Annotated in this window: 20 protein-coding genes; 15 read left to right on the forward strand and 5 right to left on the reverse strand. The window is 60.2% G+C overall.

Annotation, left to right across the window (positions count from 1 at the left end; genetic code table 11):
* Positions 1 to 35 precede the first annotated feature (35 nt).
* Entirely contained in the window at positions 36 to 488 is a 453-nt protein-coding gene (locus ACSEXS_RS14415) for a phasin family protein (RefSeq protein WP_438433932.1), read from the forward strand.
* Between the two features lies 1 nt (position 489).
* Entirely contained in the window at positions 490 to 2,160 is a 1,671-nt protein-coding gene (locus ACSEXS_RS14420; protein ID WP_438433933.1) for an ABC1 kinase family protein, read from the forward strand.
* Between the two features lie 126 nt (positions 2,161 to 2,286).
* Here the strand turns inward: ACSEXS_RS14420 and ACSEXS_RS14425 are convergent, their stop codons facing one another.
* A complete protein-coding gene (locus ACSEXS_RS14425; protein WP_438433934.1) occupies positions 2,287 to 4,503 on the reverse strand; it encodes an endo-1,4-beta-xylanase in 2,217 nt (738 codons plus the stop codon).
* Positions 4,504 to 5,032: 529 nt separating this feature from the next.
* Between ACSEXS_RS14425 and ACSEXS_RS14430 the strand changes: the two genes are divergently transcribed.
* Positions 5,033 to 5,806 (forward strand): GNAT family N-acetyltransferase, encoded by a 774-nt coding sequence (locus ACSEXS_RS14430; protein ID WP_438433935.1) that lies wholly within the window; start codon positions 5,033 to 5,035, stop codon positions 5,804 to 5,806.
* Positions 5,807 to 5,894: 88 nt separating this feature from the next.
* Here ACSEXS_RS14430 and ACSEXS_RS14435 read toward each other — a convergent pair whose 3' ends face one another.
* Positions 5,895 to 8,597: a TPM domain-containing protein gene (locus tag ACSEXS_RS14435; protein ID WP_438433936.1), complete on the reverse strand. Its 2,703-nt coding sequence runs from the start codon at positions 8,595 to 8,597 to the stop codon at positions 5,895 to 5,897.
* Positions 8,598 to 8,886: 289 nt separating this feature from the next.
* Between ACSEXS_RS14435 and ACSEXS_RS14440 the strand changes: the two genes are divergently transcribed.
* The 5 genes from ACSEXS_RS14440 (at position 8,887) to ACSEXS_RS14460 (ending at position 15,099) form a co-directional block, all read left to right on the forward strand.
* Positions 8,887 to 10,179, forward strand: a complete 1,293-nt coding sequence (locus tag ACSEXS_RS14440) for a homocysteine synthase (RefSeq protein ID WP_438433937.1) — start codon at positions 8,887 to 8,889, stop codon at positions 10,177 to 10,179.
* A 362-nt stretch (positions 10,180 to 10,541) separates the two neighbouring features.
* The gene (locus ACSEXS_RS14445) at positions 10,542 to 11,009 is read left to right on the forward strand and encodes a MarR family winged helix-turn-helix transcriptional regulator (protein ID WP_438433938.1); all 468 of its coding nucleotides are present in this window, start codon (positions 10,542 to 10,544) and stop codon (positions 11,007 to 11,009) included.
* Positions 11,003 to 12,730, forward strand: coding sequence for an ABC transporter ATP-binding protein (locus ACSEXS_RS14450; RefSeq protein ID WP_438433939.1), 1,728 nt, complete (start codon positions 11,003 to 11,005; stop codon positions 12,728 to 12,730). The genes ACSEXS_RS14445 and ACSEXS_RS14450 overlap by 7 nt, the downstream gene beginning before the upstream one ends.
* A complete protein-coding gene (locus tag ACSEXS_RS14455; protein WP_438433940.1) occupies positions 12,727 to 14,607 on the forward strand; it encodes an ABC transporter ATP-binding protein in 1,881 nt (626 codons plus the stop codon). Before ACSEXS_RS14450 ends, ACSEXS_RS14455 begins: the two co-directional genes overlap by 4 nt.
* A 156-nt stretch (positions 14,608 to 14,763) precedes the next feature.
* Positions 14,764 to 15,099 (forward strand): DUF1801 domain-containing protein, encoded by a 336-nt coding sequence (locus tag ACSEXS_RS14460; protein ID WP_438433941.1) that lies wholly within the window; start codon positions 14,764 to 14,766, stop codon positions 15,097 to 15,099.
* 205 nt (positions 15,100 to 15,304) lie between these two features.
* Here ACSEXS_RS14460 and ACSEXS_RS14465 read toward each other — a convergent pair whose 3' ends face one another.
* Complete coding sequence (locus ACSEXS_RS14465; RefSeq protein ID WP_438433942.1) at positions 15,305 to 16,474, reverse strand: stalk domain-containing protein; 1,170 nt, start codon at positions 16,472 to 16,474, stop codon at positions 15,305 to 15,307.
* A 163-nt stretch (positions 16,475 to 16,637) separates the two neighbouring features.
* On the opposite strand from ACSEXS_RS14465, the gene ACSEXS_RS14470 reads away from it, so the two are divergent.
* From ACSEXS_RS14470 to ACSEXS_RS14490, 5 genes are all read left to right on the forward strand, one after another.
* Positions 16,638 to 17,213 carry a putative ABC transporter permease gene (locus tag ACSEXS_RS14470; RefSeq protein ID WP_438433943.1) on the forward strand — a complete coding sequence of 192 codons (576 nt, stop codon included), beginning with the start codon at positions 16,638 to 16,640 and terminating at the stop codon, positions 17,211 to 17,213.
* 154 nt (positions 17,214 to 17,367) lie between these two features.
* Positions 17,368 to 17,706, forward strand: a complete 339-nt coding sequence (locus tag ACSEXS_RS14475) for a PadR family transcriptional regulator (protein WP_438433944.1) — start codon at positions 17,368 to 17,370, stop codon at positions 17,704 to 17,706.
* Positions 17,703 to 18,428 carry a hypothetical protein gene (locus tag ACSEXS_RS14480; RefSeq protein WP_438433945.1) on the forward strand — a complete coding sequence of 242 codons (726 nt, stop codon included), beginning with the start codon at positions 17,703 to 17,705 and terminating at the stop codon, positions 18,426 to 18,428. Before ACSEXS_RS14475 ends, ACSEXS_RS14480 begins: the two co-directional genes overlap by 4 nt.
* Positions 18,429 to 18,584: 156 nt before the next feature.
* Positions 18,585 to 19,166: an LOG family protein gene (locus ACSEXS_RS14485; protein WP_438433946.1), complete on the forward strand. Its 582-nt coding sequence runs from the start codon at positions 18,585 to 18,587 to the stop codon at positions 19,164 to 19,166.
* A gap of 174 nt (positions 19,167 to 19,340) precedes the next feature.
* Positions 19,341 to 19,808 (forward strand): hypothetical protein, encoded by a 468-nt coding sequence (locus ACSEXS_RS14490; RefSeq protein ID WP_438433947.1) that lies wholly within the window; start codon positions 19,341 to 19,343, stop codon positions 19,806 to 19,808.
* Between the two features lie 117 nt (positions 19,809 to 19,925).
* Here ACSEXS_RS14490 and ACSEXS_RS14495 read toward each other — a convergent pair whose 3' ends face one another.
* Positions 19,926 to 21,089, reverse strand: a complete 1,164-nt coding sequence (locus tag ACSEXS_RS14495) for an iron-containing alcohol dehydrogenase (RefSeq protein WP_438433948.1) — start codon at positions 21,087 to 21,089, stop codon at positions 19,926 to 19,928.
* 133 nt (positions 21,090 to 21,222) lie between these two features.
* Here ACSEXS_RS14495 and adhP point away from each other — a divergent pair, with 133 nt between their 5' ends.
* Both adhP and ACSEXS_RS14505 read left to right on the forward strand, forming a co-directional pair.
* Complete coding sequence (gene adhP / locus ACSEXS_RS14500) at positions 21,223 to 22,293, forward strand: alcohol dehydrogenase AdhP (RefSeq protein WP_438433949.1); 1,071 nt, start codon at positions 21,223 to 21,225, stop codon at positions 22,291 to 22,293.
* 157 nt (positions 22,294 to 22,450) lie between these two features.
* On the forward strand, positions 22,451 to 23,074 hold the full coding sequence (locus tag ACSEXS_RS14505; RefSeq protein WP_438433950.1) for a hypothetical protein: 624 nt from the start codon (positions 22,451 to 22,453) through the stop codon (positions 23,072 to 23,074).
* A gap of 95 nt (positions 23,075 to 23,169) precedes the next feature.
* Here ACSEXS_RS14505 and ACSEXS_RS14510 read toward each other — a convergent pair whose 3' ends face one another.
* On the reverse strand, positions 23,170 to 23,823 hold the full coding sequence (locus ACSEXS_RS14510; RefSeq protein WP_438433951.1) for a pentapeptide repeat-containing protein: 654 nt from the start codon (positions 23,821 to 23,823) through the stop codon (positions 23,170 to 23,172).
* Between the last annotated feature and the right edge of the window lie 37 nt (positions 23,824 to 23,860).

Here is a 23,860-nt window from a genome sequence, read left to right on the forward strand (position 1 = left end):
ATAAGACCATTACCCTGCTGGAGGAGGAAGCGTCCATGAGCGATTTGCTGAAAAAGGCGGTTCAACTCGGTCTTGGGCTCGCGGTGGCGAGCAAAGAGAAGATCGAGCAGTTTGCCGACGAGCTGGTAGCGAAGGGCGAGCTCGGCAAGAGCGAGTCCCGGGACTTCGTGAACCAACTGATGAAGAAGGGCGAGGAACAGCGGGACGAGATCAAGGGCATGGTGCGCGAGCAGGTGGCCAAGGTGCTGGCCGAGCTGGATATTGCCACCCGTCAGGACCTGCGGCGGCTGGAAACGAGAATTGCCGCATTGGAAGCGGCCGAGCGCCAGGCACCTGTCGCTCCGGAGGCTCCGGTCGACCCGATCATGGCATCCGGCGGCGAAATCCTGCCGAACGAGACGGCAGCGGCTCGGGGGGATGCCGCGGCTCATGGAGTAGATGCACCCGCCTCGGCATCGGGAGAGCTGAAAGACCCCACGCTCCCGTAAGATGGCGATCAAGCTCCGTCACACCAAGCGGTACCGGGAGATCATCGCCGCCCTGGTCCGGCACGGCTTCGGGTACCTGGTGGAGGAGATGGGGCTGTTCCAGCTTCTCTCCCTCCCCCGGAGATGGTGGAAGGGGCCGGATGCCCAGTCGAAGACGCTGGGCGAGCGCGTCCGGCTGGTGCTGGAGGAGCTGGGCCCGGCCTTCGTGAAGCTGGGGCAGCTCTCCAGCACCCGCCAGGATTTGTTCCCGCCCGAGGTCATCCGCGAGCTGGAGAAGCTGCAGGACGAGGTGCCGCCCTTCCCGATGGAGGAGGTGCGGGCCATCCTCGAGCGTGAGCTGGGACGGCCGCTTGCCGACAGTTACCGCGAGTTTCGCGAGGAGCCGCTCGCGGCGGCCTCGATCGGCCAGGTTCACGAGGCGCGGTTGTTCACGGGCGAGCGGGTAGCGGTGAAGGTGCAGCGTCCGGCGGTGGGCGATATCGTCCGCCTCGATCTGGAGATTCTCGCCGAGCTGGTGGAAATCGCCGAGCGGCGGATCGCCTGGGCGGCGCGGAACCGCGTCGGCGAGCTCCTGGAAGAACTGACCCGGTCCATGCTGGAAGAGTTGGATTATTCGCATGAGGGCCGCAACACGGATACGATTGCCCGGCAGTTCGCCTCCTCCCGCGAGGTGGTGGTGCCGAAGATTTACTGGTCGCTCACGACGGCCCGGGTGCTGACGATGGAATACATCGACGGCCTCAAGCTGAATCACGCCAACGAGCGGGATAAGGAACGATTCCGCGACGAACGCATCGGCGAGCGCTTCGTGAATGCGATGCTGAAGCAGATTTTTACCGATGGGTTCTTTCATGCCGATCCGCATCCCGGCAACCTGATGCTGCTGCCGGGTGGGAGGCTGGTCTTCCTCGATTTCGGCATGGTCGGCCGTCTGAACGAAGAGATGCGCTACCACCTGATCTCGTTCCTCATCGCCATGATGAAAGGCGACAGCGAAGGGCTGGTGCGGGCGGTGCTCGCGCTCGGCATGGTCGGCGAGGACGCCGACATGGCGCTGCTCCAGCGGGAGATGGACCGGCTGCGGGAAAAATATTACGAAATTCCGTTTGCCGAGGTCAGTCTGGGCGAAGCGCTCGGCGATCTGTTCCAGGTGGCCAATCGGCACGGCATTCGGATTCCCTCCGATCTGACGCTGCTCGGCAAGACGCTTCTGACCATGGAAGGCGTGGCGGCGAGCATCGATCCGAGTCTCAGCATCATCGGTTTGGCCGAGCCGTTCGGGCGAAAGCTGCTGAAGGAGCGGTTTCATCCGTCGGCGGTGAGCAAGCGGGCTTGGAAAGCCGCGGCCGATGCCGGCCGTTACGCCCTGCAGCTGCCGGGAGAGCTGAAGCAGATCTCCCGGCTGATCCGCACCGGCCGGCTGAGAATGGACATCGGCATCCCCGATCTTGAGGTGCTGCTGCGCAAGCTGGACCAGGTCAGCAACCGGATCACGATCAGCATTGTGCTGCTGTCCTTCAGCATCGTGCTGGTCGGGCTGATGATCGCCTCCTCGCTCGGCGACAAGGCCAGCTACATCCTGCATTTTCCGGTGATGGAGATCGGCTCGCTGATCGCGGGTCTCATGCTGCTGTGGTTGCTGTACTCGATCTTCAAGTCGGGCCGCTTCTAACGGCCGGATAGGCGTCTTAACTGGAAGCGATGCCCGATGCGGTCCGCTTCCCTCCCATGAAAAACGGACAGTCTCCTTGGCGGAGCTGTCCGTTTTGGTTATTTGACCCGGCTGCGCGCGCTGGGCTCAGGGCTGGGTGCCCCAAACGAGCGATCCGTTCAGGAAGACGGTGGCTTTGGACCAATCGGCATAAGCGGTTTTGGTCGCGTCATGGGAATAATCGTCCGCCTCGTTGAAGTTGGACCAGTCGGCCTTGGCGATCCGCAGCTGGATTTCGCCGGTCTGCCCGCCGGCCGGGATCGTACCGCCGGTGAAGGTGACCTCCAGAATGCTGTCGGCTCCGGGAGCGGACGCGGCAAGGAAGGCGGTCTTCACCAGGCCGGTGCCGATGGCGGCGTAATCGACCCAGGCGTTCAGCGAGGCGCTGCTGTCCTTGGTAAAGTAGTAGCGCAGCTTGACGTTCTTCAGGTCGACGGCGGTCGTGCCGGTGTTCCGCAGATTGAAGTGCGGCTTGATCTGGTTGTCGCTAACGCTCTGATCCGGCGTGCGGTATTGCAGCACGAGCGTGCTCGGTCCCGAGGACGGAGAGGGAGTAGCCGTTCCGGTTGGGGTCGGAGTCGGCGTGCCGCTCGGCGTGTTCGTCGGCGTTGGCGTAGTGGTGGCAGTGGGCGTTGGGGTCGGGGTGGCCGTTGCCGTGGGCGTCGGGGTTGCGGTAGCCGTCGGCGTCGGAGTCGGAGTCGGCGTAGCCGACGGGCTCGGGCTGGCGCTGATCAGGCTGATAACCGACCGGTAAGCGGGCTTCGATTGCAGCCGTTCGTCGAACAGCAGCGGCCAATTGTAGCGGGTCACCGGGAAGGTGCGCAGCCAGCTGTTGCCGTCGTCCTTGCCCCAGAAGGTCACGCTTTTCACCTGATCCTTGTGGCGCAGCAGAATTTCAAACAGCTGCTTGTAGCGTTCCGCCTGCTTGGCCGCGTCGGCGGCCGGCAAGCTGTCGTAGCTGAGGTTGGAGTCCGGGTAGATGTCGACGTCCAGCTCCGTGATGTGCTGCTCCAGGCCGAGGGCGGCGAACTTGACGATGGAGCTTTCGATTTCCGACATCGACGGCCAGTCGTTGCGGATGTGCGTCTGATGGCCGACGCCGCTGACCGGAACGCCTTTTGCCTGCAAGCGAACGATCAGGTTGTAGAGCGCCTGGCTCTTGGCCGATTCATGGGTGTTGTAATCGTTGATGAACAGCTTGGCGTTCGGATCCGCTTCATGCGCATACTGGAACGCCTTCTCGATGTACTCCTCGCCTGCAATCTGATACCACAGGCTCCGGCGCAGGCCGTCCGGCTGGGAAGCATCAATGACCTCGTTGACGACATCCCAAGCGGAGATGACGCCTTTGTAACGGCCGACCACGGTTTTGATATGATTTTCCATGCGGGCATACAGCACGCTCTTGCTGACGAGGGCTCCGTTCGCGTCATAGAACACCCAGTTCGGGGTCTGGTTGTGCCAGACCAGGGTATGGCCGCGGACCGTCTGGCCGTTCTGTACGGCAAATTGGACGGCGGCGTCGGCTCGGGTGAACGAGAAGGTGTTTTCCTGCGGCTCGGTGCTGTCCCACTTTAGCACATTGCCGGGAGTCAAGCTGTTGAAATGCTTCGCGAGGAGCTGACGGTCCGGCTCGGATGCAAGCTCGCCGTTGTCAAACGCGGCGCCGATGAGGAAGCTGTTCGCAAATACATCCTTCAGAGAGGGAATGGAGGTCTCGATGACGATCGGTCCGCCGTCGGGCTTTTGTTCCAGCACAAAATCGTCGAGGTAGAGGGGCTGGGTGGCGCTGCCGGGTACTTCGACATACACCGACAGGCTGGCGGCCTCCCGCAGCTTATATTCCGCCTTCAGCTGGGTCCAGCCGCCAGAGGAGACGGTGGCTGAGGCGAGGTTCTCGTAAGAGACCGTTTCGTCGGCGAGGGTCCGCTGCAGGCTCATGGTTACGCTGGCGCTCGATGACCCGGCGGGCAGCTTGACCCAGCCCGACAGCACGTAAGTCTGTCCGGCGGTGACGAGAGCGGTCAGGTCGAGCGTGGGACCGTGCCAGGTATTGGTTCTCCCGTCTACGCTCAGCCCGTAAGAGCCGCTGTGGGCGGCGGCAGGCAGCACGCTCAGCGTCTCGACGCCGCCTCGGGCGGCCCAGCCCTGGACGGTGCCGTTCTCAAAATTGGTCGTTAAGAGGGTCGTGTTGGCGGCCCGGGCGGCGGGTGCATGCAGGAGGGGAATGGCCAGCAGAACCGCGAGCGCCGTGAGCAGGGGCTTGCGCCAGCGGCGAAGGAAAGAAGAGACAACGGTTGACATGGAAATTCTCCTTTCAAAGTTGGATGAACAGGAGGACTTATCGGCCCGGACGAGCGAGCCGTCAGGTGAGAATGCCTTTGTACGGTTGGCTTAGGCATGGAGCGCGGGGGAGTCAGCTCCGCCAGAAGGCGATTGATAACGCTTACAATAAAGAGAAGAACCCTTGGCCTTGCGAATGTCCGCACCTCGCCTCATCGTTCGGAAGAAAGAGAGTGGGAATCACATGGGAGATTCCTCCTTTGTATTACATAATTGCTAACATATACCATATTAGTTCGATCGGTTTTGAATTGTCCATAGGTAGGGGGTAGGGGTTGCGGCAGCCAAACGGCATGGACATGCTTGACGAAAGTCACGGACCTTTCAGCCGTTCGTCAGAGGCAGCCTTCTTTGAATCGAACCGAGGCGCTTAGAAGAAAACGGACTGAATCTTATCCGCCAGACGTGATACAATGAAGCATCGAACAAAACCCGGACTTGAATTAATATAAGACCCACACAAGCCGATCCGGCGGTAGGAGGAACGACTGTGACCAACCACGAGCTGCTTGCCCTCGCCATGGAGCAATCCGCGATCGATGCAAACTGCCGGGCGGAGGACTTCCGCCTAAGCGAAAACCAGATCGTAGTCTCCAAGGCGAACCCGAACGCCCGCAAATACTTGGAATTGCCCTTCTACTGCAACCTGATCTCGTACGGTTCGAATATCGTGGCGTCCGTCTCACCCGAAATCGTAGAGCCGGTGAAGGCGTACATCGGCACGTACGCCATCGAGCACTGCTTTGAGACGCCGAACCTGCACGTGCTGAACGATGAGCTTCAACACAGAGGAATGCGGATCTGCTTCATGGCGGAGTATTTCCTGCCGGACCTGAATGTGCTGAAGCCGATTCCGTGCGAATATGAACTCCGGCTGCTGGGACCTGCCGATTTCACCGACCTCTATACGGCCGAATGGAGCAACGCGCTGTGCAAGGATCGCCGGCATTTGGACGTATTGGGAGTTGGGGCTTACGACGAAGGGCGGCTCGTCGGCCTGGCCGGTTGCTCGGCCGATTGCGAGACGATGTGGCAGATCGGGGTGGACGTCCTGCCGGACTACCGGCGAAAAGGCATTGCCTCCGCCGTAACCAGCGCGCTGGCGCTCGCGGTCCTCGAACGGGGCAAGGTTCCCTTCTATTGCGCCGCTTGGTCCAATATCCGCTCGGTCCGCAATGCGATCAAGAGCGGCTTCCGCCCGGCCTGGGTGGAGATGACGGCGAAGAGCGCCGAGTTCGTCGCCGGCATGAACCGGCGGGCCTAGCTCCCCCGCCAACCACGCGGAAGACCTGGCAACACAAGAAGGCCCCTCTCGGGAGCGGAGCAGCGTCCGCGTCGAGAGGGGTCTTGCGTTACCAATTGGAGCCGCCGGAAGAGTTGCCTCCGGAGGAATTGCCGCCCGAGCTTCCCCAGCTGGAGCCGCCGGACGAGGAGCCGGACGGCGGTGCGGGCGGGCTGCCGCCCGATCGGGGGCGGGGCGGCGGGACGGGGCGGGAAGGTGCACCCCAAAAAGGGCGCTCCTGCTTGACCCGAACCGTCTGTTCGATGCGAATCTGGTTAGCCCGCTCCTGCGCGGCCAGAATCCGCTGGGCGTTCTCGGTGCGCATCCGTTCCATGTTCGCCTGCTCGATGGCAGCGATCATCTCTTCCATCGCTTGCAGATGGGGATAGGCATCCGGGTAATACCCGCTCTTAAGACAGTCCAAGACCAGATCCTCCGTCATGCCAAAAGACTTCTTCAATTGACGCTTGTGAAAGAACCCTTCCGCGCCGGAAACGGCCGCCTGAAACCGGCCGGTCAACCGTTTAAGCGTACCGGCCACCTCTTGCTTCAGCCGTCCGAGCTCCATCACCCTATTTCGATAATCCTGCACCGTCTCCCGGTAATGGTCACCAAGCTCCTCCCATTCCTTGAGCGGACAAGGAAGGCTGCCTTGAAGGGCGGACAGCTCCCGGGCTTCTTGCTCCGCTCGGTTCGCCGTGGCTGTGATCGCCTCGTGCAGGTCGAGCACCAATTCCTCCTTCTGCGCGTAACGGTTCGTATCCGCATACAGCGCGGCATCTTCGGCGAATTGCCGAGGGAGCCGCTCATAGGACTCGTCCCAGGCGCGAATTTTGCTCGACAGCTTTTGAAAGGCCTCGTCCACCTCGGCGAACCCGTTTTCGACTTCGCCGAATACCCGCTCCGCCTTCTCAAATTGCTGGCAATCGTCCGCCGTCAGCCGGTTCCCTTCCGCAAGCTTCCGCTTGCCGTCGTCCAGACGCTTGCCTTCCGCCTCAAACGAAGAGCGGTCGTTCTTCCACAGCGAGGGGGTGTAAGCCGCCGAGATCCGCTCAAATTCGTTCGCCAGGTTTTCTTCGGCCGCCTCCAGAGCACGAATGCGGGCTTCCAGCTTCGCCGCCAGCTCTCGGTTATCGAGCCTGAGCCGAGCTATCCGTTCGATATCGGCGACGGCTTCCTTCAATAAAGTCTGCGAATCCGACCACAGGCGTTCGGATTCCGGCAGATGCCCCAGCTTAAGCTCGGCAGTCAACCGATCGATCTTCCGATCGCTTTCCTTAATCTTGGCGTAAGGATCGCCGGAGATGGCGTGAAGCCGATGGTCGTCGACAATGGTCTTAACCTGATCGCGGCAGGCAGCTGCCAGCGCGAGATACTGATCGCGATGGTCCGCATATTCGATCAGGCTCTGCAGCTGGCCGATAAGCCGGGTGCCGGTTCGGTCCGCGCCTTCCGCCGATTCGCGCGCAGAGACGGGATCGAACTCGTCGGTATCGTCCGCGAGCCGTGTCAAGGATTTCAGCGATTCCCATTCGCCGGAGAAGAGCGGAAGCGGAGCGCCGACCCGCCGCACGGCCTCCTCCAATACCCGCTCCGCATCCCGGACGGTCTCCTTCAGCCGTTCGATGAAGGGAGCGATCATGCGGTCGGTCTCGACGAGTTGGCGGACGCGTCCGGCTTCCGCTTCCGCCTGCTTGCCGATTTCCTCGGCAGGAGTCAAGCCCTCCTGGAGCCGGGCGGCGAGCGTACCGGTTTTCATCACGAAGACGGCTTGGCCGGTTTCCAGGACTCGATGAAGCTCCTCGGCCTGAATGAGCAAGGCGCTGATCCGCTTTTCCATATCGGAAGCCGAGCGGGAGGTCTTGCCCTGGCTCATGGAGGTAAACGGGGAGAGGTCCGTGAGCGCCTGGGAGAGCTGGCCCATCTGCGAGGCCAGCCGGTTTTGGGCCGCGCTCAGCTTTCGCTTGAGCAGGAAGCCCCGGATGAGCCGGCGGGTCGGCCAACCGACGGCCGCGAGGAGCAGGGCGCAGAGAAGGACCGCCGCGAGCGCTCGCTCCGCTTTATTGGCAAGGCTATGCAAGGCCTTGGCGCCGGAAGCTCCGACCGGCTGGGCAGCGGAATTCTTGGTCGGAGCCGGCGCGGTCGCCGCTGCCGTCGGGGAGGCCGCTGCCGTCGGCGCCACGGTCGGCTTGGCGCTCGGCTTGGCGCTCGGCTTTGCCGTCGGCTTGACAGGCGCCGGCTGGGCGGCAGCGGGCTTCGGGCTGGCCGACCCGGCGCCGATTCGGTAGACGGCCTTCATCAGCTCCCGGCTCGCTGCGGCGAAGTCGCCTTTTTTGGCCAAGGGGATGAAATGCTTGTCGACGACCTCGGTGATCTTGCTCTCATCGAAGTTGCCGTCGCCGTCATAGTCCTCCGGCAGGCTATCCAGCTTACGCTGCAGGGCGGCATTGTGAAAGTTCATCTCCACGCGGTGCTCCTTGACCGATATGACAAGAAGAATATCGGCCGCGGACAGCTTCCACTTTCGATAGACGGAGGTCGCATAAGCGGCGGGGTCCGAGCCGTTCAGTTCCGTGAGGGTGAGAATGTAGAAGCGGGTATCGGTTTCTCCGGCAGCGTTCTCCCGGAGCATTTTCTTCTCTTCGGCGGTAAACAAGCCGCCTCGATCCTGGACCCGCCCCAGGTTTTCGGGCAGATAAGCGGCGGCGGAAGCAGGCTGAAGACACAGGCAGACGAGGACGAGAAACAGAAGGATAGCGATCGGTCTCTTCAATTAGTTAGGCTCCTCCCGGGATGATGGCGATACATGGCAATGCATCTACCAGTATACAGGAGAATCATGGAAAGAAGAGGGGCGATTGTGAAGAGGAATTGACAGAATGCCTGCGCCTATGCAAAGGTAGAGGAAATGCAATTATGTGCCGCTATGACGCGTTAACGGAAAATAGAGTTGACGGCCATCGCAAGATTAAGTATGATGTTTTTATAAATCTCATAGGAATACTCGGGTATTAAGCTAAGCCGTTTTTGTCCATCCCATTATCCCATTGGAGGAATGACCGATGACCCAGGAAAGACAGCTTCAGCCGGAAACGCTCGCCGTGCATGCCGGACAGGAACCGGACCCCGTCACCCATTCGAGAGCCGTACCGCTGTACCAGACGACTTCCTATGTATTCGACAGCACGGAGCATGCGGCCAACCTGTTCGGGCTGAAGGAATTCGGCAACATTTACACCCGCTTGATGAATCCGACGACCGATGTGTTCGAAAAGCGCGTCGCGGCGCTCGAAGGCGGGGTCGGGGCGCTCGCCACCGCATCCGGCCAGGCGGCCATCTCGCTGGCCCTGTTCAACATCGCCGGGGCGGGGGATGAGATCGTCTCCTCCACGAGCCTGTACGGGGGAACCTACAATTTGTTCTCGACGACGCTCGCCAAGCTGGGAATCACGGTCAAGTTCGTGGATGCCTCCGACCCGGAGAACTTCCGCGCGGCGATCACCGGGAAGACCAAAGCGCTGTATGCGGAAACCATCGGCAACCCGAAGGGCGACGTGCTGGATATCGAGGCGGTGGCGAAGATCGCCCATGAGAACGGCGTGCCATTGATCGTCGACAACACCTTCCCGAGTCCGTACCTGCTCCGCCCGATCGAGCACGGCGCCGATATCGTCGTCCACTCGGCCACCAAGTTCATCGGCGGCCACGGCACCTCGATCGGCGGGGTGATTGTGGACAGCGGCAAGTTCGACTGGAAGGCGAGCGACAAGTATCCCGGCCTGACCGAGCCGGATGCCAGCTATCACGGGGTGGTCTATACGGAAGCGGTCGGTCCGCTCGCTTACATCATTAAAGCCCGGGTCCAAGGGCTTCGCGATCTGGGCGCTTCGATATCCCCCTTCAACTCGTTCCTCCTGCTGCAGGGGCTGGAGACCCTCCACCTGCGGATGGAGCGGCACAGCGAGAACGCCCTTAAGGTCGCCCGATACCTGGAGGAGCATGAATCGGTAGAGTCCGTGAGCTACGCCGGACTGCCGTCCCACCCCTCCTACGAGCTGGCGAAGAAATACCTGCCGAAGGGACAGGGGGCGATTCTGACCTTCGAGATCAAGGGCGGAGTCGCGGCCGGCAAGAAGCTGATCGAATCGGTGAAGCTCTTCTCCCATCTTGCCAACGTAGGCGATTCCAAGTCGCTCATCATCCACCCGGCGAGCACCACCCATCAGCAGTTGAACGAAGAGGAGCAGGCGTCGACGGGCGTTACGGCGGGGCTCGTCCGGCTGTCCATCGGGACGGAGAACATCGACGACATCCTGTTCGACCTGGGGCAGGCGATCGAAGCGAGCCAGCGCTGATAAACGGCAAGCCAAGATAAAACAGTCAAGCCAACAAAAATAACAATCAATGTTCGCAACCGCAACCCAAGTTCGCAACCGCAACCCAAGTTCGAAAACCGGCACCCGTTCGTGCCGGTTTTTTGCCGTCGGCTTTCAGGAAATCTTAAAAGTTGTACGGGGGAAAGTTTAATTAGCCGACTGATTAAAATAGCAGGAAATCGCTTACATATTGATTTAGCCGTAAAAGGAATAAACGGCTTTACCGGAAAGAAAAGCGGACACTTCTTAGTAGAAAAAGCAGTTGACGGATAAAATAGATGATGCTATGATGAAGAACGTTTAGTCGGCTAACTAAATTGGAGCATCAAGGAGGTGCTGAATTGATTGACGGGGAGCAACGCGACACGCTCTATCACCTGTTCTCCCAGACGATCCGTCTGCACTTCATGCGGATACATTCCCATCTGGAAAAAATCGGCCTTTATCCCGGCCAGCATCCCGTGCTGTTCATTCTGAAGCGGCACCGCGAAGGGCTCAGCCAGAAGGAGCTCTCGCTGCACATGAAGATCAAGCCGGCGACGATCACCGTGATGCTGAAGCGGCTGGAGAATAACGGCGTCATCGAGCGCCGTCCCGATTCGATCGACCAGCGGGTAACGCGGGTCTATTTGACCGAGAAGGGACATGAGATGGCCGATCGCATGGTGGAGGCTCTGCACGAGGTGGAACAGGAGTGCTTCCGGAACTTTACAGTCGAAGAACAGGCTTTGCTCCGCAGGTTGTTTATGCAACTGCGGGATAATCTTAAAGAGGCAAACGAACAGAGTGGAGATGAGGCACGTTGTTAAAATTATTCAAACATCTTAAGCCCTATTCGACTCCGATCGCGGTTGTCCTGATCCTGATCCTGATGCAGTCGCTCGCCGAGCTGTACCTGCCGACGCTGATGTCCGACATCGTCGACAAAGGGATCGTGCACAGCGACAACCCCTACATCTGGAGAATCGGGGCTTACATGCTGGTCATTGCATTAGTCAGCATGGCTTGCGCCATCGGGTCGAACTTCCTGTCGGCCAAGGTCGGGGTCGGCTTCGGCCGGGACCTGCGCAATAAGGTATTCGGCCGAGTGGAGAACTACTCCTTGCGGGAATTCGACAAGATCGGCACCGCTTCGCTGATCACCCGCACCACCAACGACATCACGCAGATCCAGAACATCACCATCATGATCATGCGGATGATGATCAGCGCTCCGATGATGTGCATCGGCGGCATCATCATGGCCCTGAACAAGGACAGAACGCTGTCCTGGATCATTGTCGTCGTCGTTCCGATCTTGGCCGTGGCGATCTACGCCATCGCCGGAACCGCCATGCCTTATTTCAAGGCGATGCAGAAGAAGATCGACAAGATCAACCTGGTTGTCCGCGAAGAGCTGACCGGTATCCGCGTCATCCGGGCGTTCAACCGCACGGCGCATGAGAAGGTCCGCTTCCGGGAAGCGAATGCCGACCTGACGCAGACCGCCATCAAGGTCAACAAGATCATGGCGTTCATGATGCCGATCATGATGATCGTCATGAACTTCACGACCGTCGCCATCATCTGGTTCGGCGGCATTCGCATCGATGAAGGCAATATGCAGGTCGGCAGCCTGATGGCGTTCCTGCAGTACGTCATGCAGATCATGTTCTCGCTGATCATGGTTTCCATGATGTTCGTCATGCTTCCCCGCGCTTCGGCCTCGGCCATCCGCATCAATGAAGTCCTGGACACGACGAGCGACATCAAGGACCCGGTTCAGCCTGCCGAGGAAACGGCTCAAAAAGGGTATGTGGAATTTCAAGACGTTACCTTCAGCTTTCCGGGGGCAGAGCAGCCGGCTGTGCGGAACATTTCGTTCTCGGCGGGACCCGGCGAGACGACGGCAATCATCGGCGGCACCGGCTCCGGGAAGTCGACGATCGTCAACCTGATTCCGCGCTTCTACGATGTGGCGAGCGGCAGCGTGAAGATCGACGGTGTGGACATCCGCGAGATGAACCAGGAGACGCTGCGCGCCAAGATCGGCTACGTTCCGCAAAAGGCGGTTCTCTTCACCGGAACCATCGCCGAGAATATCCGCTACGGCAAAGAAGATGCTACCGACGAGGAAATCCGGCACGCGGCGGAAGTGGCCCAAGCCGCCGAATTTATCTCCGAGATGAAGGACGGCTACGAATCCGTCATTTCCCAGGGCGGGACCAACGTGTCCGGCGGCCAAAAGCAGCGGCTGTCGATCGCTCGGGCGCTGGTCCGCAAGCCGGAGATCTACATCTTCGACGACAGCTTCTCCGCCCTCGACTTCAAGACCGATGCCAAGCTTCGACAGGCTCTGAAGGGCGAGACGGCGGAAGCCACCGTGCTGATCGTCGCCCAGCGCGTCAGCACCGTCATGGATGCCGACCGCATCATCGTGCTCGACGAAGGCGAGGTTGCCGGGATCGGAACGCATAAGGAACTCATGAGCACCTGTGAGGTTTACCGGGAAATCGTATCCTCGCAGCTGTCCGAGGAGGAGATCGCATGAGCGAAGAACAGGCTAAGCAAAGACCGCGCCGCGGTCCCGGCGGCGGCCACGGCGGGCCTCCCATGGGCAGACCTGTGGAGAAGGCCAAGGACTTTAAAGGAACGATGAAACGGCTGGTCCGCTACCTGCGGCCCCAGCAGGCCAAGCTGCTGACGGTTTTCGCCATGGCGATTCTGAGCACCGTGTTCACCATCGTCAGCCCGAAGGTGATGGGCAAGGCGACGACCAAGCTGTTTGAAGGCCTGATGGCCAAGCTCCAGGGAGTTCCCGGGGCAAAAGTCGACTTTACGTACATTTCGCACATCATCTTTTGGTTGATCGGTCTGTATGTGCTCAGCTCTTTATTCATGTACATCACTCAATACGTCATGGCGGGCGTCTCGCAGAACGTCGTTTACAACCTTCGCGAAGAGGTTAACGAGAAGCTCAACCGCCTGCCGCTGAAGTATTTCGATGCCCGGACGCACGGAGAAATCCTCAGCCGGGTGACCAACGATATCGACAACATCGCAGGCACCCTGCAGCAGAGCTTGACGCAGCTCATCACCTCGGTCTTTACCTTGATCGGAATCATCGTGATGATGCTTACCATCAGTCCGTGGATGACGCTGATCGCGTTCGTCACGCTGCCGGCCTCCGCGTACGTCGCCAAGACGATCGCCTCCAAGTCGCAGCAGTATTTCAAGGACCAGCAGCGCGAGCTCGGCGAATTGAACGGCCATGTCGAGGAAATGTACACCGGCCACAACATCGTCAAGGCTTTCGGCCGCGAGCAGGAGTCGCGGGAGAAATTCCACGAAGTCAACGACCGGCTGTATAACGCGGGCTGGAAAGCGCAGTTTATCTCCGGCCTCATCTTCCCGGTACTCGGCTTCGTCAATAACATCGGCTATGTGCTGGTCTGCGTGGTCGGGGGCTTGTTCGTGACCCACGGCCGCATCACCGTCGGCGATATTCAGGCCTTCATTCAATACTCCCGTCAGTTCACGCAGCCGATCGTCCAGACGGCGAATATCGCCAACATCCTGCAATCGACCGTCGCTTCCGCGGAACGGGTCTTCGAGGTGCTGGACGAGGAAGAGGAATCGACCGAGCCGGAAAACGCCAAGCCGCTTGCCAACCCGCAGGGCAATGTGAAATTCGAGCATGTCCGTTTCGGCTACAAGGACGGCCAGACGCTCATCAGCGACATGAACATCGACGTGTCGCAGGGACAGACCATCGCCATCGTCGGACCGACCGGTGCCGGCAAGACGACGCTCGTCAACCTGCTCATGCGCTTCTACGAGATCGGCGACGGCCGAATCACGGTGGACGGCAAGGACATCCGCGAGCTAAAGCGCGGCGACCTGCGCAGCCTGTTCGGGATGGTGCTGCAGGATACGTGGCTGTTTAACGGCACGATCCAGGACAACATCGCCTACGGCCGCGAAGGCGCCTCCGAAGCCGATGTCGTTCGCGCGGCGAAGGCGGCTCACGCCGACCACTTCATCCGCACGCTGCCCGAAGGCTACAATACCGTGCTGAACGAGGAAGCGTCGAACATCTCGCAGGGCCAGAAGCAGCTATTGACGATCGCCCGCGCCATTCTGGCCGATCCGGCCATTCTGATCCTCGACGAAGCGACGAGCAGCGTCGACACCCGGACCGAGGTGCACATCCAGGCGGCGATGAACCGGCTGATGGAAGGCCGCACGAGCTTCGTCATCGCTCACCGGTTGTCCACCATCAAGAACGCCGATCTGATTCTGGTCATGAACCACGGCGACGTGATCGAGAAGGGCTCGCACGAGGAATTGATGCAGCAGGGCGGCTTCTACGCCGACCTGTACAACAGCCAGTTCTCGAGCCGGACCGCCGAGCCGGACGCGGTATAAAGCTAGTAAACCGAAGAAGCTGCGACCCTTTGCAGAGGGCCGCAGCTTTTTTGCCGTTCAGGAGAGGAGTTCGATCGCCCTCGACAGCCCTATTCCCGGTGTGGTATTTTCCATATGCAGGACACTTGCATCTCCAAATGGGAAGGAGCAACAGAAGTGAATTCGGAAGTGACGGACTACCTCGAGAAGCTGCCCAAATGGCAGGCTGAGCTGGGCTTATCCCTGCGGGCCATGGTACAGGAGACGATCCCGGAAGCCGAAGAACGCATTCAGTACAAGAAACCGCATTTTCTGAAAAATGGCCATTATGCAGCGGTCATTTCGCCCTCCAAGGACGCCGTCTCGTTCATGATCATGAATGCAAACGGCATCGATTTTCCCAAAGGATTCGAAGGCCCTGCCGAACGGAAGTGGATAAAACTGAAGGAAAACGACATTCCGGACCTCGCTCTCCTGTCCGGGCTTTTGAAGCAAGCTTCCCGTACCCTGTAGCGGAATTGGCTCAAAGGACAAGCGTCCCCCCCGGCATTCCCAAGTCCAAGGGAGGAGGCCCAATCGGTCGCCCTGTGGCGAGTACACGATCTTATAGGAAAAAAGCTGCCTCCCGTCGAATTCATCGGCGAAGGAGGCAGCTTTTTCGTTGTGGGTTCCTTTAGAGGGAGCAGACCTCCCCTGTCAGCCGAAGCTTAACCGCCGGTTACTTGATCCCCAAGTCTTGGGACAGTGCCGCGGCGGCGGCCTTCTCCTCGGCGGTGCCGTTCTGCAGCTTGTCCGCAAGCACCTTGGTCCAGGCGGCCTTCAGCTTGGCATCCTGGCTGATCGCGTACCACATCGTGTCCTTGATCGCAAGCCGTTGGTCCGCGCTTAAGTTGGCATAGAGCGGCAGGAATTGCGCGATCTTGGCCGTATCCGCTCCGGCGACCTGGACGGCGGCCGCAGCTGCATTGCCGAGCACAGAAGGGTCCTTTTCCTGAGCGAGCCCTTGCAGCAGAGCGTCGAACGCTTCGGGAGTGCCCAGTTGGTAGAGCGCGTAGGCGACGGTATAGCGGACGCCCTCGTTCGTATTGCCAAGCAGCAGCTTCTTCAACAGCGGTACGGTCTGGCGGGTATCGGCGTCCGTCAGCAGCTTCGCCGCTTGGTACCCCGCAGCGGTATCGTCGGGATGGGCGAGGCTGTAATCGGCGAACGGAGCGAGGTCGCCCTTCAGGAATTCGCCGATGAAGGACAGTAGCTCCCGATTGACCGCCGCTTCGGAATTTTCCGTGTCGTAGAGACCCAGCATGAGCTCGCTTCGTTTGTCCGCATTCGCGTTCAGAAGCTGTTGAAGCGTCGCCCGGTCGGACGAGCTTAGGCCGGCTTCTTTCTTCCCATAGGCGGCATGCACCAGGGCTTTGACGCGCTCGGAGGTTAACTCGCTTGCCGCCGCCTTGGCCAGGCGGACGGTTCCGGTAGCGGCATCGTAGCCGACGGAATAGCCAAGCGCTTCGGCTACGGCCCGGGCCGGCAGATAGACGCGGCCGGCCTTTTCCTGGGCGGGAACGTCGAGCGTGCGGAACACCGCGCCGTTCTTGTACAAGGCTTTGCTGCCGACGCTCAGGCGGACCGTATCGCTTCCGCTCTTGAAGGTAACCGTCTTGGTGGCGGCGGCATACTGAATGCCGGAGTTCGGGACGCCCAGCGCGACCAGCAAGTCCCGCAGGGGGAAGAGGCTGCGGCCCTGATCGGTGTAGGGTTGTCCATACGTAAAGGAAACCGCCTTGCCCTGCACGGTCATTCCGAGCTTTGCGGCCTCGGCGAAAGGCGCGGCGGCCAGGGTGCAGACGCCAAGCCCTGCGGCGATCAATAGCGGGTACATTGCTTTCTTCATCGAATCAGCCTCCTGGGTTCCGAATGCTTCCTGCGGACAGGAAGAAAGATTTTCCTAAGCGTACCCTGAATCGCCCATTCGTTCAATAGACGATTTGGCCTGTCCGCATAGAACCGGGAAATGGGCCCATACTACATCCAAAAGGATGGAAGGGGGCCCTCGCGTGGGACAATGGGCCGAATGGCTGTTTTATTATGCGGTATATGGCTTCGGGGGCTGGCTGCTGGAGAATGTCTACAGCCGGGTAGCCGCGGGCGTATTCTGGAAGGAAGGGTTTCTGTTCACTCCCTTGAAGCCGATGTACGGCTTGGCCATGACCGTATTGGCGGCGGTCTGGGCGCAAGGGGCCGCGCTGCCGGTTATGGTCTTCCTGAGCGTCGTGATTCCGACCGGCATCGAGTTTGCGAGCGGGCTCCTGCTGCATAAGGGCTTCGGGCGGAGGTACTGGGATTACAGCGGGATGCGGGGCAGCATCGGGGGGTATGTCTGCCTGGCCTTCTCGCTCTGCTGGATTCCGCTGTCGCTCGGCTGCCTGTACGGTCTGCATCCGTTGGTGCGAGCCTGGTATGCGGCGCTGTCGCCGGGTTGGGATGCGGCGGCTCCCTGGGTGGCCGCCCTGATGGCGTTCGAGCTGGCGGCCGCTTCGATGAAACGCCGGATGCCTGCGGTGAGGAATGCCGAATCGAGCGAGCCGGGGATCGGGGGAGAAGAACCCTTGCCGGAGGGAAGTCCGGTGTGATTTTTTTCGACACAATATGACATACAAACGAAGGGGCTGCCGGAAGGCGGGCCCTTTTTCGCGTTCCGCGAAGGCAATTGCCGGTTGACAGGGATTGGAAGCCGGATTACTATATATTTAGCATTACAAAGTATTGAGCGTCGCAGAGGTGAATATGAACGATTCGAGCCAATTGAAGAAGGGCGTCGTGGAAATTCTGGTGCTTCACCTGCTGGCCGGCGCCGATATGTACGGGTATCAATTGATCAGCGAGCTGGACGGGCGGAGCGGAAGCTTTTTCCGGATGAAGGAAGGAACGCTGTATCCGGTGCTGTACCGGCTGGAGGACGGCGGGTATATCAGCAGCTATTGGGAGAAGGAAAGCGAGAAGCGCGGCGTACCGAGGAAGTATTACCGGATCACCGCAGCCGGCCAGGAGCGTCAGAGGGAACTGATGGAGGATCTGGATCAGTTTATGCAGGCGATCAAGCTCGTTTTGGGGGGAGAACGATGATTCCGCTGCGTGTGGAAGAGTATGTGACAAGAGTGATAAACCGGCTCCGCGTGAACGAGGGAACGAGGGAGAGAATTCGCCGCGACTTGACGGCGTCCATTCTGGAGCGGTCGGAGCGGGTGGGGATCGATAAGGCGCTCGGCGAAATGGGGACGCCGGAGGAGGTCGCCCGCGATTTCACCGATAATCTGGCGGCGGGCAGGAGCACGGACGACTTGGCGGAGCGGATGCGGGAGCTGACCCGCGAGCTTACGGCCGTCCGCCCATATTTCGAATACCGCAGCGAGCGGAGCTTGTTCGGAATGCCGCTCGTCCACATCAAGCTGCGCCGCTGGGGCTACGGCCTGTTCCGGCCGTATGCCGCTCCCGCCGTAGCCAAAGGCGTCTTCGCCGTCGGCGATATCGCGTTCGGCATCGTCGCTTGCGGGGCGCTGTCCGCCGGGGTGATCGCCGTTGGCGCGGTTTCCGCCGGGCTTGCCGCCGTGGGTGCAATCGCCCTCGGCCTGGCGCTCGGCCTCGGAGCCGTCGCGACCGGCGCGGTAGCGGCCGGGGCCGTTGCCGTCGGCGGCTTGACCTTCGGCGCGGTGGCGGTCGGCCGCCTGGCCATCGGCTCGCTGCCCGTCGGACACGTCACCCGCACGATCAGCGATACGGCCGAGCCGCTCACCCGGGCGGAGTTCCGCGAGCTGCTGCGCCACGCTTTCCCCGCCTGGTTCAAGTAGATGGTTTAATTTGACCGAAGAGCTCGGCGATGTATGGGGGAATCTCATTGTGATCGCCAATCAATACGATATCTCGCTGGAGGATATTCTCGTCGCGCACAAGCAGAAGCTTCAGGCGCGCTACGCCGCCAGTGAAACGAAGCGGGGTGACGGAGCATGAACTCCATTGCTGTATTTTGCGGCTCCAGTGAAGGAGCTTCCTCCATCTATAAAGAAGCCGCCATTACCTTGGGGCAGGAGCTTGTCCAACGCCAAATCACCCTCATCTACGGCGGGGCCAATGTCGGGTTGATGGGAGCGGTTGCCGATGCCGTGCTGGAACAAGGCGGGCGGGCGATTGGCGTGCTCCCCCGGTTTCTTCAGAATCGCGAGATCGCGCACAAAGGTTTAACCGAACTTATCATGGTCGATTCCATGCATGAGCGCAAAGCCAAGATGGCCGAATTGGCAGACGGCTTTATGGCTCTTCCGGGCGGGCCCGGAACGTTGGAAGAATATTTCGAAATCTTTACCTGGGGCCAGTTGGGGCTGCATCAGAAGCCCTGCGGATTGTTGAATGTCGGTGGATACTTTGATCCGCTTGTATCGATGTTTGACGCTATGGAGCGGAATCAATTCTTGCAGCCCAAATACCGGGCGATGCTCATAACCGACGACACCCCGGAGGGAATGTTGAGGCAATTCTCGACCTACACCGCCCCTTCCGTCAAGACGTATCTCACCGAACAACAAACTTAAAGAACCTCGCCAACTTCCTTGTTCATTGCAACCCCAGCGGCCCTCACGGGCTGCTTTTTTTGTCCCGAGCGGAAAAAATTCGTGCGGCTCCCCTTCAACCTTATGGAAGGAAAAACGTTAATGGAAAGGAAAGCGTATGGTCGCGGAGGCGACAAATTTAAGGGGGCTATCGGGATGCGACAGAAGGAATCGAGAACAGGCTATCACCTCACTCTGGTTTGCCTGGCGCTGCTTCTTGCGGGCGGGGTTGTTTGGTACAAGTACCCTTATGCGGCCGACCGGTTTCTTCCGCCGGAGGATAAAGTTCAAACGATTTTCTATGGGACCCTAATTGGAGGTGGGGAATTTAAAACCCGGGACATTTATATCAGGGATCGGGAGGGCATTTCGGAGTTCTATGAGAGGTTTCGCGATGTGCGTGCCATGCGGCTGCTGGGAGAACGGAACGTGATTAATACCACAAAGGCCATGACGATGATTCTGACTTACACGGATCACGGAAGAGAGCGAATGGTGACTTTGGAAATCAGCAACGGAGGCGATTTCAGCCGAAACGGCGGAAAAAAAGCGTATCGCTTATGGTCACGCCCCAAGGATTCCCTCTTTGCCAGCTTGAAGTCCTACTTTTCGGACGAAGACTGAAGATCACCGATACAACCGCCTGCCAAAAAAGATCGCCCGACCGCTCGGCAGTCCAGCCTAACGGAGGGCGATCTTTCGTTGTGGGGAAGCGGGACGGGCCGCGGCTAGCGTATAGCTTTACAGCGAGCGGCGGTAGATCGCCAGCACATCCTCGCGGTCGAGCTTCTTGAAGTTGCCGAAGGGACCGCCGGCCATCGCCTTGTCGGCCATCGTCTCCACCGTGCTGTCGTCGATGCCGTAATCGGCCAGACGCGCCGGCGCGCCGATGCTCGTCCAGAATGCGCGCAGGGCCTGAATGCCCTCCAGGCCGATCTCGCGGTCGGACTTGCCCGCCGGATCGATGCCGAACACGTTCACGGCGAACCGGCGGAACTTGGCCGGACCCTCGTCGAGGACATGCTCCATCCAGCTCGGGAACAGGATCGCCAGCCCGCCGCCGTGGGGAATGTCGTGCACGGCGCTGACCGCATGCTCGATGTTGTGCGTCGCCCAGTCGCCGGTGAGTCCCATCGACACCATGCCGTTCAGCGCCATCGTGCCGCAGTAGAGGATCGTTTCGCGGTGCTCGAAGCGGTCGAGCTGCTCCAGCAGCTTGGGCGCCGTCTCGATGACCGTGCGCAGCAGCGTCTCGCAGAAGCCGTCCTGGACCGGCGTGTTGGCGGTATGGTTGAAGTACGATTCGAACACGTGCGACATGATGTCGACCATGCCGTAGATCGTCTGATCGCGAGGAACGGAGTAGGTAAATTCGGGATCGAGAATCGAGAACTGCGGATAGACGAACGGGCTGCCCCAGCCGAGCTTCTCCTGCGTCTCCCAGTTCGTGATGACCGAGCTGGTGTTCATCTCCGAGCCGGTCGCCGCCAGCGTCAGCACCGTGCCGAAGGGCAGGGCCGCTTTAACGGGGGCCTTGAAGGTGATGAGATCCCAGGCATCTCCGTCATAGCATGCGCCCGCTGCGATCGCTTTGACGCAGTCGATGACGCTGCCGCCGCCGGCCGCCAGGATGAAGTCGATCCGCTCCCGCTTGCAGAGCTCGACTCCCTCGCGGACGGTCGACAGGCGGGGGTTGGGCTCGACGCCGGACAGCTCGTGCGCCGTGACGCCCAGCTCCCGAAAGACGGCAGTGATGCCGTCGTAGACGCCGTTTCGCTTGATGCTGCCGCCGCCGTACACCAGCAGGATGTTCTTGCCGCGATGGGCAAGCTCGCCCTTCAGCTTGTCCAGTGTTCCTTTGCCGAAATAAAGCCGGGTCGGATTGTAAAAACTAAAACGATTCATAACTAGCCTCCTGGTTCGTAATGGAGAATGAGGCCGCGAGACACGCCGGGCGTCTCAACGGGTTCCCCCAATGCCTCCATTGTACCAGAAGGCAGGCCCAAAACCATAACGGACAAAGGAGTCGGATCGCAGCATGAGGGCAGCCGTTACACGCACCTTTGGAGAAAAATTGAGGATGGAAGAAGTCGAGCGACCGCACCCGGGACTGAACGAGGTGCTGGTTCGCATTCACGCCTGCGGCGTCTGTCATACCGATCTGCACGCCGCCAACGGCGATTGGCCGGTCAAGCCGAAGCTGCCGCTCATTCCGGGCCACGAAGGCGTAGGCACCGTCGAAGAGCTGGGAGAAGGCGTTAGACACCTGAAGAAAGGCGACCGCGTCGGCATTCCCTGGCTGTATTCCGCCTGCGGCCACTGCGAATACTGCTTGAGCGGGCGGGAGACCCTGTGCCCCGAGCAGCAAAATGCCGGCTATTCCGTGGATGGAAGCTACGCGGAATACTGCGTTGCGGCGGCGGATTACGTGGTGAAGATTCCCGACAACCTCGGCTTCATGGAGGCAGCGCCGCTGTTCTGCGCCGGGGTGACGACGTACAAGGCGCTTAAGGTGTCGGAAGCGCGTCCCGGCCAGTGGGTGTCGGTTGTGGGCATCGGCGGCCTGGGCCATCTGGCGGTGCAATATGCCAAGGCCATGGGGCTGAATGTGGTTGCGGTCGATACCCATGCCGAGAAGCTGGAGCTGGCGATCGACCTCGGTGCGGATCTGACAGTCAATCCGACGAAGGTGGACCCGGAGCAGTGGATCAAGGAGCGGATCGGCGGCGTTCAAGTGAGCATCGTTACCGCGGTCACGAGCAAGGCGTTCGAGAGCGCTTACCGTTCGCTCAAGCGGGGCGGTACGCTGGTGCTGGTCGGCCTGCCGCCGGAGAAAATGGAAGTTCCGATCTTCAACACCGTGCTGGACGGCACGCGGATCATCGGCTCCATCGTCGGCACGCGCAAGGATTTGGAGGAGGCGCTGCAATTTGCCGCCGAAGGCAAGGTGAAGGCGACGATTATTCCCCGCCGTCTCGATGAGATCAACGAGATCTTCGACGAGATGACGAAGGGCGACATCCAGGGCCGTGTGGTCATGGATTACGGAGTCGGCCGGGAAGCCGAGGCCGCTGGTGCGGGCGGCGCCCAGACCGGGGGGCGCGGGTAAGGGCATAGGATCGGATCGGCGCTGGTCGGCCAAATCGTTTAGTGGCATCGGGGAAGGACCGGTTTCTGCGGAGTCCGTGGAACGGCTTGACGCAAACGTATGCAACGTTTGGCCCGCTCCTTCGTCTTTTTTGTAGAAGACGAGAGGATGGGGTAGCATGAATCGCTCGACACCGTTCATGATGATCTTGGGGATAGCCGCTCTTCTATCGGCCTGCGGGGGCAAGCACCAATCGCAGGCGGTGTCTCTGCCTGTCGTGGCAACCTCTACCATCGCGGCGTCTCCGTCAGCCGGATCTTCTCCCGCCGCGGCTGTGTCTGCGGCAATAGCGAAGGCTCCGTCTGCCGCAGCAACGCCTGTCACTGCGGCATCTCCGGTCAATGCGGCTTCGCCGGTGCAGACCGCGCCGTCGTCGGCCGGCTTTGAACCCGGCCTGGCGATCGATTTCGATTCGTACCGCGATGGTTTGGACGATTCCGCCCTGATCGCTGCTCTGCGCGCCAACCTTGACGCTTTAGTCGGGCATGACGAGAAGGGCTTTCGGGCAGGGTTTGTGAACGAGCAGCTGGCGGACGGGATGATGGGACTGTATGGGGAAACGTACCGGTACCGGTTTACCGGCATCGAGGGGACGGTCCTTACGTCTTCTTATGGAGAGAAACTCATCACCGTCTTGGGACAACGGGCTAACACGGCAACCGGCGACGTCGAGGACGTTAAGATGATGTACGTTCTCAAACCGAATGCCGACGGCATATGGAAGATCAACATGATCGATTAATGCCGAAGCCCGCCGCGCCAAAACCGAAAGAGTCATCGCGCCTCCGTCAAGAAACCGGGAGGCGCGATGACTCTTTCTTTCCCATTGGATATCGGTTATTTCGGCTCCTTCACGATCAGCCCAAGCAACGAGGCGAAGCCGACGGCCTGCTCGGGGGACACCTCGCATCCGGCGAGGCTCTGCGGCGAGACCTGCAGGTTCTTATAGGTGCAGGTGCTGATGTCGAGTCCCTTAAGCGGAGTCTGGGAGAAGTCGATGTCGCTGAGGTCGCATTCGCGAAACTGAACGTGGGTGAACGCCGTGCCGTAGAAGTTGGAACTCGCGAGCGACGTCCGTTCAAAGCGGACCTGCTTGAGCTTGACGTCCTCGAAGCTGCTGAAGCCGGCCTGGCACTCTTCAAAGGCGGTATTGCCGACGAACGCTTCCGTCAGATCGAGCCCTACCAGCTTGCTGTTGCGGAAGGCGACCCGGCCGAAGCTGCTCTGGGGAAAATGGACATTGGACAGGTCGCAGTTCTCGAACACGACGTCGGTCAGGTCGGCCTTGGCGAAGGTTACTTGATCGAGCTTCACATTGCGGAACAACACCTTGGAGAACACCGGTTTTACAATCTCTACCTGCTCGAGCTGCTCGTTCTCGATCAGGACGTTGTACAGCTCGGGGTCAACGCCAGCCGCGAGCTGCGCCAGAGAGCCGATGTCCGGCTCGGGAAGAAGCTTGGGAGCTTCGGGTTGCTGAACTTTCGCCATGATTTGAGGTTCCTCCTTGCCCATGCGCGTCGCCCAT

It is taken from the genome of Gorillibacterium terrae, from assembly GCF_051594785.1.
GTDB lineage: Bacteria > Bacillota > Bacilli > Paenibacillales > NBRC-103111 > Gorillibacterium.